At 48.3% G+C, this 12,980-nt stretch carries 10 protein-coding genes; 6 read left to right on the top strand and 4 right to left on the bottom strand.

Features of this window, described 5'->3' with window-relative positions:
* Nucleotides 1-109 precede the first annotated feature (109 nt).
* On the bottom strand, nucleotides 110-1,546 hold the full coding sequence (locus tag LG211_RS11575; RefSeq protein WP_148395954.1) for a sigma-54 interaction domain-containing protein: 1,437 nt from the start codon (nucleotides 1,544-1,546) through the stop codon (nucleotides 110-112).
* Nucleotides 1,547-1,837: 291 nt separating this feature from the next.
* On the opposite strand from LG211_RS11575, the gene LG211_RS11570 reads away from it, so the two are divergent.
* The 5 genes from LG211_RS11570 (at nucleotide 1,838) to LG211_RS11550 (ending at nucleotide 7,903) form a co-directional block, all read left to right on the top strand.
* Nucleotides 1,838-4,063 (top strand): propanediol/glycerol family dehydratase large subunit, encoded by a 2,226-nt coding sequence (locus LG211_RS11570; RefSeq protein WP_148395955.1) that lies wholly within the window; start codon nucleotides 1,838-1,840, stop codon nucleotides 4,061-4,063.
* Between the two features lie 24 nt (nucleotides 4,064-4,087).
* A complete protein-coding gene (locus LG211_RS11565; protein ID WP_148395956.1) occupies nucleotides 4,088-4,510 on the top strand; it encodes a diol dehydratase small subunit in 423 nt (140 codons plus the stop codon).
* Nucleotides 4,511-4,522: 12 nt separating this feature from the next.
* Nucleotides 4,523-6,415 carry a diol dehydratase reactivase subunit alpha gene (locus LG211_RS11560; RefSeq protein ID WP_272490569.1) on the top strand — a complete coding sequence of 631 codons (1,893 nt, stop codon included), beginning with the start codon at nucleotides 4,523-4,525 and terminating at the stop codon, nucleotides 6,413-6,415.
* Nucleotides 6,408-6,752: a glycerol dehydratase reactivase beta/small subunit family protein gene (locus LG211_RS11555; protein ID WP_253019836.1), complete on the top strand. Its 345-nt coding sequence runs from the start codon at nucleotides 6,408-6,410 to the stop codon at nucleotides 6,750-6,752. The genes LG211_RS11560 and LG211_RS11555 overlap by 8 nt, the downstream gene beginning before the upstream one ends.
* Before the next feature lie 74 nt (nucleotides 6,753-6,826).
* Nucleotides 6,827-7,903, top strand: a complete 1,077-nt coding sequence (locus LG211_RS11550; protein WP_148395958.1) for an NAD(P)H-dependent amine dehydrogenase family protein — start codon at nucleotides 6,827-6,829, stop codon at nucleotides 7,901-7,903.
* Nucleotides 7,904-8,035: 132 nt separating this feature from the next.
* Here LG211_RS11550 and LG211_RS11545 read toward each other — a convergent pair whose 3' ends face one another.
* From LG211_RS11545 to LG211_RS20150, 3 genes are read right to left on the bottom strand one after another with little or no spacing between them, the layout of a single operon-like run.
* Nucleotides 8,036-8,944 carry a glycyl-radical enzyme activating protein gene (locus tag LG211_RS11545; protein ID WP_269477577.1) on the bottom strand — a complete coding sequence of 303 codons (909 nt, stop codon included), beginning with the start codon at nucleotides 8,942-8,944 and terminating at the stop codon, nucleotides 8,036-8,038.
* A gap of 17 nt (nucleotides 8,945-8,961) precedes the next feature.
* A complete protein-coding gene (locus LG211_RS11540) occupies nucleotides 8,962-11,367 on the bottom strand; it encodes a glycyl radical protein (protein WP_269477576.1) in 2,406 nt (801 codons plus the stop codon).
* A gap of 21 nt (nucleotides 11,368-11,388) precedes the next feature.
* Entirely contained in the window at nucleotides 11,389-11,556 is a 168-nt protein-coding gene (locus tag LG211_RS20150; RefSeq protein ID WP_417448605.1) for a YbhB/YbcL family Raf kinase inhibitor-like protein, read from the bottom strand.
* Between the two features lie 323 nt (nucleotides 11,557-11,879).
* Here LG211_RS20150 and LG211_RS11535 point away from each other — a divergent pair, with 323 nt between their 5' ends.
* The gene (locus LG211_RS11535; RefSeq protein WP_227755384.1) at nucleotides 11,880-12,962 is read left to right on the top strand and encodes a response regulator transcription factor; all 1,083 of its coding nucleotides are present in this window, start codon (nucleotides 11,880-11,882) and stop codon (nucleotides 12,960-12,962) included.
* Nucleotides 12,963-12,980: the final 18 nt, after the last annotated feature.

Here is a 12,980-nt window from a genome sequence, read left to right as displayed (position 1 = left end):
TTTTGGCTATACTTTTAAACCTCCTTTTTCCTCTTCCTCGTGCCTAAATCTGAATATAACAGCACTTTTTCATACCATAGCCATTTTTGACTATAATAGCTATTTTTGACTAGTTCAAATTTGCATATCCCGGAATATACTTACGCAGCTTTCTCGCAGCCGTTGTCTGACTGATTCCCAAGGCTTTTCCCACTGCTACGCTTGACTGATGTTCCTTAAAGGCATCGATAAAGATGTTGCGTTCATAATTTTCTAGCCGTTCTTTCAGCTGTCCCGTTGTTTCCGGCGTCTGCTGCATGGTCTCCCATTCCAAGTCAGCAGGCAGGTCTTCTATCCTTATTAGCTCGCCCCTGGAAGTAACGACCATCCGTTCAACCAGATTTTCTATCTGGCGGATGTTCCCGGGCCACGTCTGCCGTTCCAATATCTGAAGGGCATCTGCCGACAATTTTATATGTCTTCCATATTGAGAATTAAACCGTTCCAAAGCATTCAAAATCAACGGCAGGACATCTTCCCTGCGTTCGCGCAGAGGCGGAATATGAATTGGTATTACATTCAGACGATAAAACAAATCCTCCCGAAAGAGCCCCCGATGAATATCGTCTTCCAGGTCGCGGTTCGTCGCGGTGATCAGACGGAAATCCACCTCGATTTTACTAAGTCCACCTACTCTTGTTATCAATTTTTCCTGTATGACCTGCAGAAATTTAATTTGCAGATTGAGCGAGATTTCGCCGATTTCGTCCAGGAACAAAGTTCCTCCTTTTGCCAGCTCTATTTTTCCTATTTTCCCTTTGCTGTTGGCTCCTGTAAAGGATCCTTTTTCATAGCCGAACAGTTCGGATTCGATTAAATTTTCAGGAATTGTCCCGCAGTTGATCTCCACAAAAGGGCCTTCTGAACGGTTGCTGTTTTCATGAATGAGCTTGGCAACCATACTTTTTCCCACACCCGTTTCTCCTGTAATCAATACGGACGCGTTTGTATCCGCAATCTGCGAAATCAATTCGCTGATATTTTCCATACTCTTACTCTTTTTGATAAATTTCTTTTCTCTCAAATCTCTTAATCGAAGCTTATTGATTTCCTGATTATACGCTTGCATCATTGTGTTTAACTGTTCATATTGGCTCTGCAGGCTCGTAACGCCTGCAATATGAATCGAATTAAAGCTGACTACATATGCGATTTCTCCATCTTTTCCGAAAACAGGAACACCAGTAGTCAGTACATCCCGCCCCTGTTTGTTCTTCTGCATAATGGTGGTGTTTTTCTTCTTTTCCAAAACAGCAGCAGTTACCGACGGCTTAAAGACCCCCATATCCTCCAGCTCCCACACGGTTTTACCTATAATTTCCTCTTTCTTCAGACCGAAATGGTCTTCGTAGGAATCGCTGACTCTCAGCACAACGCCCTTCCCGTCCGCTAAGGTCACATCATTCTCATTATCCATAACTTCGAACAAGATATCCATTCGTTTTTCTTCATAATGGCGGCATGTTTCACATGGCGAACTGCTTTTCTCTGAATGTTTTTTTTCCATAATGCTCTATCCTCCTTCCACTTGCCTCCGCTTTTTCTACATTCTTATTATAGCAGAAAACGCCCCATTCCAACAGTAGCCGCCAGTATAGTTTTATCATTATTCTTTAGGGCCGATTATCTTTGGCATAAAATTTGCTTTATTAAATAGCATAAAGATTTTCGTCCCCATCGTTTCTCAGGAGAATTTTCAGAATATTGAGCAATCTTTATGTTAAAATAAGGTTACGAGGAAACTTTTATGGTCCTCACAGGGATTCTTAAAGAAACCAAAGTAGAAAAGGAGTAGGAAATGAAATCAACAAAACGAAGACAAAAATATGAGCAGGCCCCTGTAACCCAAGATGTTATCGCGTGGGAGGATCCTGCAGTCGGTTTAGTCGCACTGGACAGCCCCAACGACCCTCGCCCCAGCATTAAAATCATAGATGGCCAGATTGTGGAGATGGATGGAAAAACCAGGGATGAATTTGACTTTATCGACAAATTTATTGTTAAATATGGAATCAATGTCTCTGAGGCGGAAACCTCTATGGCCCTTGATTCCGCGGAAATCGCAAAGATGCTGGTAGATATCAACGTTTCAAGACGTGACCTTTTGAAGATTGCCTCCGGCCTGACTCCTGCCAAACTGGTCGATGTGGTCAGCAAAATGAACGTTGTGGAAATCATGATGGCACAAATGAAAATGCGAGCCAGAAAAAGTCCGGCCAATCAGGCCCATGTGACCAACCTGCTGGACAATCCGGTACTGATGGCTGCCGATGCCGCCGAAGCTGCCCTCCGCGGTTTTGCCGAACTGGAGACTACCTGCAGTGTGACTCGCTGCGCACCGCTCAACGCGATTGCGCTGATGATCGGAAGCCAGGTCGGCCGCCCAGGCGTTATCACCCAGTGTTCCCTGGAGGAAGCCACCGAATTGAAGATCGGCATGAAGGGCTTCACCTCTTACGCAGAAACCGTTTCCGTATATGGTACCGAGGCGGTCATGTCTGACGGAGATGATACTCCCTGGTCAAAATCTTTCCTGGCATCCGCCTACGCCGCCCGGGGTATGAAAATGCGTTTTTCCTCTGGTACCGGCTCTGAGGTCATGATGGGCTATGCGGAAGGAAAATCCATGCTGTATCTGGAAGCGCGCTGTGTCTGGATGGTAAAAGCTGGCGGCTCCCAGGGCACGCAGAACGGTTCTATCGACGGACTGCCCCTATCCTCGTCCATGCCCTCAGGGCTTCGGGCTGTTGCCGCAGAAAATCTGCTGACCTCTATGCTGGGACTGGAAGTAGCCTCTGGTAACGACACCTATTTTTCCCACTCTCTGGCTCGCAGCATGTCCAAGCTACTGATGCAGATGCTGCCCGGCACCGATCTGGTCACCTCCGGGTATGCCTCTATTCCCAACTGCGACAACACCTTCTCCGCCAGCACCATGGACTGCGATAACTACGCCAACTATTATATGGTTCAGCGCGATATGAAGGTAGATGGAGCACTGCATCCAGTCAGCAATGAGGAGGTAATTGCTCATCGCCGCAAAGCAGCCCAGGCTATGCAGGCACTGTTCTACGCGATGGATTTTCCTGAGATCACCGATGAAGAAGTAGAGGCTGCTGTTTACGCCTACAAATCTTCCGATATGCCAAAGAGAAACGTTGCAGAAGACATAAAAGCGGCTACCCACATTATGGAAAGCGATTTTAATGGTTTTGATATTGTGAAGGTTTTGTACCAGGCCGGATACGAGGAGCTTGCAGAAAACATCCTGACCATGCTCAAGCAGCGCGTGGCAGGAGACTATCTGCACACCTCTGCAATCTTTGACGAAAACTTCCACGTGATAAGCGCGATCAATAACGAAAACGACTATGCCGGACCGACGACCGGCTATCAGATCTCGGATGCGCGGTGGGATCAGATGCAGCAGCACATGGGCGCTGTTTCCACAGATGACTTTATCGACTCCAGGGATGAATCCTACATCAATGGCATCACCGAATGCGGCCCTGCCGCTCCTGGTACAAATCCAGATGAAGTTGTTATTGCAGTTTCTCCAAGCTTTGGGCAGCAGCAGCGAAAGACCATCGTAGACCTCCCCCATGAAATCGTGCTCCGCGAGCTTGCTGCCGGCATCGAAGAGGAAGGCATGAAACCGCGCTTTATCAAATGCTACAGCTCCTCTGATCTGGCTGTAATCAGCAGCGCAGGTTCCAGGCTGAGCGGCTCAGGCATCAGCATCGGTATCCAGTCAAGAGGGACTACGGTGATCCATCAAAAAGATCTGGTACCTTTGGACAATCTGGAGCTTTTCCCTCAGTCGCCGCTTTATGACAAAAAAACCTACCGGGCTATCGGAAAAAATGCGGCCAAATACGCAAAAGGGGAAAGCCCTGAACCGCTTCCCGGCGATATCGACAGCAGCACGAGATTTTATATGTTGAAAACAACCCTTCTTCACAACCACGAAACAGCTCAGATCAAAAACATCAAACCGGTAGAGCTTGAAGTCTCTTTTATATAATTACAGAAAGGAACGGCAAAACCCATGAATACCTTAAATTACAAAACCGATTATCCACTCCTGGAAAAGCACCCTGACAAACTGAAAGCCATGTCCGGAAGACCCATAGGCCAACTGACCATGGAAAACGTTCTGGCAGGGACGGTCAAAATGGAGGACGGAAAGATCCACAAGGACACCTTGCTGATGCAGGCCGAAATCGCCCAGTCGGCAGGCGATATTCAGATTGCGGCCAATCTGCGGCGCGCGGCGGAGCTGACCAATGTTCCCGATGACTATATTTTGGAAGTCTATAACACTATTCGCCCTTTCCGTAGTGAAATGGAAGACATTTTAGCGGTTGCCGATGCTTTGGAAAACAAATACGGAGCCGCTGAGACCGCTCAGTTCGTCCGGGAGGCAGGCGAAATCCTGCAAGACAGCAACCGCCTCAAGCACAACCGGTAAAAGGAGCAGCCTATGATCACTTATGTAGCTGGTATCGATATCGGAAATGCTACCACCGAAACTGCTCTGGGCAAGATCCAGGATGGGCGGCTGCTTCGCTGCACCAGCGGAATAACAAAAACAACCGGTATCAAAGGTACAAAAGACAACCTTTACGGAATGATCAATTCTCTAAAAGAAGCCTGTGCGGATATGGATATCCCGCTGTCTTCTCTGGATCTGATCCGTATTAACGAGGCAACTCCTGTGATCGGTGATTTTGCCATGGAAACGATCACTCAGACGGTCATTACCGAATCTGCCATGATTGGCCACAACCCGGACACTCCCGGTGGCCTTGGTCTTGGCATCGGCTACACCGTATTTTTGGAGGATCTTCCCGCAGCAGATAAACAAAAGCCGCATATCGTTATTATTTCAGAGGAGCACGACTTTATTACCGCAGCCAGGGAGGTTAATCTGGCCATTGAAGATGGTTATTCCATCAAAGGACTGATCGTCCAAAATGATGACGGGGTGCTGATCTGCAATCGGCTTTCGGAAACCCTTCCCATCGTGGATGAGGTCTCCCTCATCGATAAGGTTCCGGTGGATTATCTGTGTGCCGTAGAGGTGGCAAGGCCGGGTGCGTCGATCGACTTTCTCACCAACCCCTATGGCATTGCGACCGCCTTTTCTCTCTCTTCTGCGGAGACAAAGCATGTAATCCATATTGCCAAAGCGCTGATCGGCAACCGCTCTGCCGTTGTCATCAAAACGCCTTCCGGCAGCATCCATGAACGGATCATCCCGGCGGGCGAAATCATCATCGACGGACAGAGGCAGCAGTACCGGGTCAACGTGGACGACGGTGCCCAAAAAATTATGGATCAGGTGAAACGTGCCGGTTCGATTCGTGATGTCCACGGCAGCAGCGGTACGAATGTCGGCGGTATGCTGGAGTCGGTTCGCAAAAAGATGGCTCAAGTCACCGATACGCCGGAAGATTCCATCTTTATTCAGGATCTGATGGCCGTAGACACTTTGGTGCCGCAAAATGTGATCGGCTCCTTGGCCAATGAGTTTTATATGGAAAAATCCGTCGGCATCGCGGCCATGGTAAAGACCCAAAAGCTGCACATGCAGCACCTGGCGGCTCTACTGGAGGAAACAGTCGGCTGCCCCACGGAGATCGGCGGTGTCGAGGGAGATATGGCAGTCCTTGGAACCCTCACGACGCCGGGAAGCGGAACGCCCATCCTGGTTGTTGATATTGGCGCCGGATCTACGGATTCCTGTTATCTTCACAGTGATGGCCAGAAAAAGACCATCCACCTGGCTGGCGCGGGCAACATGGTGACCGAGCTGATCCAGGCAGAGCTGGGCCTTTCTTCCAGAGAAGAAGCGGAAGCCATCAAAAAATATCCTCTGGCAAGAGCCGAGTCCCTGTTTCACCTGCGCCACGAAGACGGAAGTGTGGAGTTTTTCAAAGAGCCGCTCCACAGTGACTTTTTCGCCAAACTTTTGTCCATTCAACCGGACGGATATCTGCCGATCAATACCAGGCATTCTTTGGAAAAGGTTCGTTCCGTCCGCAGAGAGATCAAACGAAAGGTCTTTGTCAACAATGTGCTTCGGGCATTGTTGAAGGTTTCTGCTACAGGCACCCTTCATGAATTCGAGCATGTGGTGCTGGTCGGTGGCTCTTCACTGGACTTTGAACTCCCAAATATGCTGACGGATGTTTTGGCCTACTATGGCATCACCAGCGGGAAAGGCAATATTCGCGGGTGCATGGGGCCGCGGAATGCGGTTGCTAGCGGCCTGCTTTATGCATTCCTTCAGAAAGAAGAAGCCTTTGACCGCAAGTCTTCACCCCAACCAGATGGCGCAGCAAAAGCGCAAAAAGGAGGGGGCCATGAATAACCGATACCCGGCAATCCACCTGCTTTATACCGAGGACTCCCTATCCTGCTATGTGACGCAGATCGAGTACGGAATCGAGGAGGAAGGCTTGTTCAGCACCCGCACCCTTGCGCCCGCCTCTGCTCTGAACGAGCACACCTTTGGCTCAGCTCAGGCTTCCAAGGTGGGCATTGCAATCGGAATATCAAAAGAGAAGGTGTTTCTCATGCATCAGAAGGCTGGGCCCGGGACCTGTATCCTGGAAAAGAGGCCGCCTGCTCTGACGAAAAAGGAAGGGCGAATCTTTGGTCAAAATGCAGCCCGCCTCGTGAAAGGGCTGCCCTTATATCCGTTATAACTTGTGTTTATCCAGATCGGCTGATTTTGCCGTATCAACATATCAATCATTGTGAAAATTTTAGGAGGTAAAAAATGAATCGTAAAGTAAAAGTTGCTCAGTATGGAAGTGGAAAAATGGCTGGTCCAACTATGAAGTATGTCTATGACCATGGTGGCGAGGTGGTCTGCGCTTTTGGTAAATCCGACCGCGCCTTTGGCAAAGATATTGGCGAGATCATGGGCACAGAAAACAAGGGCGTTAAAGTCAGCTACGCCAAGGATGCCCGCCAGATCCTCACCCAGACTAAGCCGGATGTATGCATTGTTGAAACCATGGCCCTTCTCCCCGACTGTCAGGACATCTTCCTTCTCTGCGCGGAATTGGGCATTAATGCCATCTCCACATGTGAAGAGGCCTTTTATCCATGGAACTCCCGCTATAAGATGACAAAGGAAATCGATGAGCTTGCAAAAAAGAACAACTGTACCATCTGCGGGACCGGAGCACAGGACATGGGCTGGGGATACATTATTTCCACCATCGCCGGGGCATCCAATAAAGTCACCAAAATTAAAGGCTCTGTTGTATATAATTCGGAAGATTACGGAGTTGCCCTGGCCAAGGTTCATGGCGTCAACCTGTCGCTGGATGAATTTGAAAAGACCATTGCCGCTGTTAATAATATTTCTGAGGAAAAGAGACAGGAAGTACTGGAAACAGAAGATTTCCTTCCATGCTACATGTGGAATGCCAACGGCTGGATCTGTTCCCTGCTGGGATTGACTGTAAAGACACAGGAACAGAAATTCATCCCTCAGACCTGCGATCAGCCGTTATGGTCCGATGTTCTGCAGACAGAAATCCCCGCCGGCCATGCAGTCGGGCTCTCCGCTACGGTGATTACCACTACAGAAGAAGGCATCACGCTGGAAACCGAGTGTGTGGGAAAAGTATATGCTCCCGGCGAAGAGGATTTGATCAAATGGACCCTTTACGGAGAACCGACCCAGGACTTCGTATTAAAGAAACCGGACACCGTAGCCATTACCTGTGCTTCCGTTGTTAACCGGATACCGGATGTCATGAACTCCGAGCCAGGCTATGTTACGACCGATAAGATGGGCCCTCTCAACTATATGATCCGCCCAATGGAGACCTATGTGAAATAGCCATTTCATATAAATTAATCGAGTTGGGCTGTCGCATCAATGAGGAAAGATCGCGAAGCGACATTTTTCCAATCTATGCGGAAGCCCAACAAAAGGAGCCGGCCACTGAATGCACAGCGACCGGCTCCTTTTTTAATATACGACATTACAGTCCAATTCTTCCAACACCTTGTAATATCGGCCCAACTCCTCTTTTTCCATACGCTCTAAAGGCTCCAGATCATACTTTCTGCCGAGCCATTTATACTTGTCTTTTCCAAAATTATGATAAGGCAGCAGTTCAACCTTCACCTGACTGTTTTGCCTCTGCAGCCCACGGACAAACGCTCCGGTTTGCCGTATATTCTCCCCGTCGTTTACCCCTGGGATCACCGGGACCCGAAAGCGGATCTCTTTGCCTGAGGCCGCCGCCTTTTCTGCGTTGAGCAGGATGCTTTTATTACTTACGCCAGTATACGCCCGATGCTTTTCCTCATCCATGCATTTCAAATCAAATAAAATCTGATCGGCCTGGTGAAAAACCTTTTCCACCTCAGACCAGTCTCCAAAGCCGCAGGTTTCAATGGCCGTATGGATGTTGCGCATGCTGCAGGCACGGAGAAACTCGTAAACGAAGTCCGGCTGGGTCAGAGGCTCGCCGCCTCCGACCGTCACACCGCCGCCTGAATTCCGGTATATGACCTGATCCTTTACAGCGATATTCACCAGCTCCTCCACAGTCACTACCTGACCGGTCAGCTTTTTAGCCTGTGCGTAGCAGCTTTTCGCGCACAGGCCGCAGGCATCGCACTTGCCCCGGTCAATCTGAAAGGTCAACGGATTGACTGCCTCCTTCGGACATACACAAACGCAGTCTCCGCAGCCAATACAATTGGTTTTTACATCTGTGATCTCCGGCTCCGGCCTCTGGGATTCCGGATTGCTGCACCAGATACACCGCAGCGGGCAGCCCTTCATAAAAATCAGGGTCCGTATCCCGCCGCCGTCATGTATGGAAAATTTCTGCGTATTAAAGATAATCCCTGTCCGTTTTTCCTTCATTGACAAATCTCCTGTATTTAAGCCTGATGTATGGTTCTGTTGATGATGTCGTCCTGCATTTCTTCACAAAGTTCCGTGAAGTAGGCGCTATATCCGGCTACTCGCACGATCAGTGATTTGTGTTCTTCCGGTTTGTCCTGCGCTGCTCGCAGCAGCTCACGGCTCACTACATTGAACTGAATGTGATAGATATTCAAGTCTACAAATGTACGGATGATGTCGGAAATCCGCTTGATTCCCAAATCTCCCGAAACACTTTGAGGGTCCAGTTTCATATTCAGCAGGGTGCCCGAGGTATGGACTTCGTGATTGATTCTGGAAACCGATTTTAATACGGAAGTTGGTCCTTCGTGGTCGGTTCCGCCATTTGGGAAGCATCCGTCCGCAAGGGCCTTTCCTGAAAGCCGCCCATAAGGCAGAGCGCCTACCACCAGTCCGTGGGGAACATGTGAGGATACCGGGTACAGACCGGAAATAAAGTGCGGACCTCTCCAGGATTTGCACTGGGAAATCACACTGTAGGCGTAATCAGTCATTTCTCCTGCCAGCGCATCCACCTCTTCAATGTCATTTCCGTACATCGGCGTTGTATTCTGCAGCATGAGACGGATTTTTTCATAACCATCAAAATTTGCTTTCAGTGCCTGGATCAACTCACCCATAGTAATCGTCTTATCATCAAAGACGTGCTTCTTAATTGCGGAAAGCGAGTTAACCAGATCTGCAATGCCTGTGCCGATCAGCGCCGGTCCGATGGTATATTTCACACCACCCCGGGTCAGATCTTTTCCTGTATGTAACGTCCCTTCCAGGAATGTGGAAATAAACGGGTACGGTGTCAGCTCTGCGCAGACCTTCTCATTGACATTGGCGCAGATGCTGATGGACTCGATCATATATTTGAGCTGCTGTTTCACCGCATCTTTGATTTCATCGTAAGTCATGTCCTGTGGATCACCTGTTTCCAAACCCAGCAGCTTGTTCTCATTGATAATGCTTCTTCCGTTATGGAGAACGAATTCCATGGCCGCCGCATAGTTGTAGTGGCCGCCGTCTGACCATTTGGCCATCTTGCCGCCCATAAACGGCTCAACACACCCAACCATCTGATAGTCTCTGGCCTCTTCCATCGTTCCTCCGGACAGCAGCATCATCTTAATGGCGACTTCATCGTTATAGATAGCCGGAAATCCGGTTCCCAGTCTGGCCAGTTTGGCGATGTGGGCAATCAGCTCCTCTGGCGACTGCTGGTGTACCCGGGCGCACAGAGAGGGGCTGTGAAGCTGTACATCCATTTTAGCTGTGATAAACAGGTAGGACAGCTGGTTGGTCGCATCCTTTCCCCTCTTGTCAATCCCGCCTACGATAATGCTGTGAAACGGCTGATATCCCGCAAAGTACATGGCCGCATTTGCACTGAGAAACCAAGTGGATTCCGCTGTCTTTACATAGAATGCCTCGATCAGCTCCAGCGTCTGTGCATCCGTCAGTCTTCCTTCTTCCATATCCTTTGCGTACAGAGGATACAGATACTGGTCCATTCTTCCCGGCGAATAGGAAGGGCCGTTGCCTTCCATCATGCAGCCTGCCAGGATGAAGTAAGTAAGCTGCAGCCCCTGCCAGAAGGTTTTTGGTTTGTTATCTGAAAGATAGCGGCAGTTGGCAGCAATGCGTTCCAGCTCCTCCTTTCTTTTGCCTGCCGCCTGATCGGCCTGCTCTTCAGCCAGACCGGCAAACCGCAGGATATAATGCTTTAAGCCTTCTAAGGTCATCTTACAGGCTTTATAAAACGTAATTTTTTCATAGCTTTCCGGATCAATCGGATCCAGAGCGTCGATGGCCTCCGCAAGCTCCTTTTCCATCTGTCCCAGGCCGGTATTCATGGCCTTTTCCCAGTAAGGAGCTGTCTCTCCGGCCGCGCTCTGAGTTTTGATCTCCACGTCGATGATGCCGGTCTTGACGGCCATTTCTCTTACATAAGGCGGGATTTGGCGGAGCCAGAGTTCGCTGACAATTTTGCCTTTCCAATATGGAAAAATGGTTTCCCGCAGTTCTTTTTTATCCTCTTCCGAAATGAAATAGGGATCCTGTTTTCTTGTGGAAATGGTGTCCAGTTCTTCGCTGAGCCAGCCGCAGTGAAACACCGGGTCTACAACTCCAGCCCTGGGGATTCTGGCGACATCGCCTGCAATCAGCTGGTGGTCTGCAATCCGTATCTCTCTTTTCTCGCAGTAATCCTTGAAGGCCTGGGCCCGTCTGGTAATGATGTCTTCCCCTTCTGTTTCTTTGAAAGACTCGGTATAGATTCTGGCCCGCTCGATATCTACGCTGGGCCGGGCTTTTCTGTAGTCTTCGATCAGCTTTTCAATTCTGGGGAAATGGTTTTCCCCTTCTAAAGAAAAAGTTCTGTTTTCTGTGTTCATGTGATTTGCTCCCTTCTCTTTCTATCCGTAGTAAAGCTCGGTCATTTCCCCCGGAATGTTGCAGGCCAGCCAATGTATAAAAGGAAATCCTTCCCCTTTTGCGTTGTCGTTATCCATAAAGATGACCGCATAGCTCTTTGTGCCCGCAGGTACCCCTTCCCACCGGAGGGGAAAAGATGTAAGCGGGATACCATAGGCGATTTCAGCTTCTCTGGACCAGCTCCCATATCTGTCAGCCAGCCTGCCGTCTGTAATCGCCGGGCTGGCTGCTCTAAATTTTATATTCGTTTTCTTTCACTCCCTTCCTTCGTCATTTTATCCGTTGTCTTGTCTTTTCCAAGTATAGATTAACTATATACCCGATCAAGTTTTCTGACAATTGTTCTGCAGTAGGATTTTTTCCATGGTAGCCGTTGGTATACCTTGCCGAATTGAACATTTACTTTTCAAATACAATCAAATATAATAAATATACAGTCTGTTTTTGCTAAATGTTATGCAGAGGAAATATTATGGCATTTACCTTTAATGAAAATGAATTTTATACGTTTAACAAAATGATTTCGGATTTATATGTTGCATACAATAAAATCGACGCTTTGCAGCACTTTCTTGAAGAACTAAAGAAACTTTGCTTCTTTGAAAAAGGCGATATTTATATTTTTAAAAAAGGGCAGAACAGCATTCGATTTGAAAATTTTATCTTTGCCGGATGGGGAAAGGATCTGAACTATTATTTCAAGGTCTGTGACATGGACGATGCTCTGCCTATCGTTTCTTTGAAACAGCCCATCATCTTCAAAAGCTCGGAGATTTTTACCCGCTCTGAGCGGGAGAAAACCCGCTATTTTAAAGAATGCCTCAAGCCCTGCAATATGTATTATTCCATCGAGGGCAATCTCTTTGTGGAAAATTCCCCCAGTGGATATGTCTGCGGCATTGGGCTGCATCGGTCAAAGCAATCTGAGGATTTTACCGCGCAGGATCTGGAATTGATCAAAATGTTCAAACTGCACTTGTCCAGAATCGTTCAGGATGTTTGTGAGGCAAAGCATAATCTGGATAAAAGCAAATATACTATGTTTTCTCACGATAATATTCTGGTGTACATGGTTTACGACCGGGATCTGAACATCATGCATTCCAATATTACCACCGGCCTGCATTCTCAGCTCTCTCTGGATACGATCCGGAATATGTTTACTGCCATGTGCGAGACGCTAAAGCAGGAAATCTCGGCCCGAGGCGCTTCCAAAGTGTCTGAAACTTTGAAAACCCACAGTAAAATCAACCTGGAAGATAAGTCCTATTACGTCAACGTCAGCTACAACGATTCTGACCAGACCTTCTCCTGCTGTGTTTACGACTATTCCACCATCATCGACAATATCCTTCTTTCCATCAAAGAGACCAATCACCTGACCCTCCGGGAATACGAAGTGCTCCAGTATCTGGTAAACGGCCTCAGCAATACGGAAATCATGGAGCAATGTCAAATCAGTATGCCTACCGTAAAAAAGCATGTATCCAATATCTATCAGAAATTGGATATCAGCGGAAGACATCAGCTTTTTCAGCGGGTCTTTTATTCTTAGGGTATACGATTTTCCCCA

It is taken from the genome of Hominibacterium faecale (assembly GCF_020734085.1).
GTDB lineage: Bacteria > Bacillota > Clostridia > Peptostreptococcales > Anaerovoracaceae > Hominibacterium > Hominibacterium faecale.
Note: the sequence above shows the minus strand (reverse complement) of the source record. Positions and strands in the feature narration are given on the sequence as shown.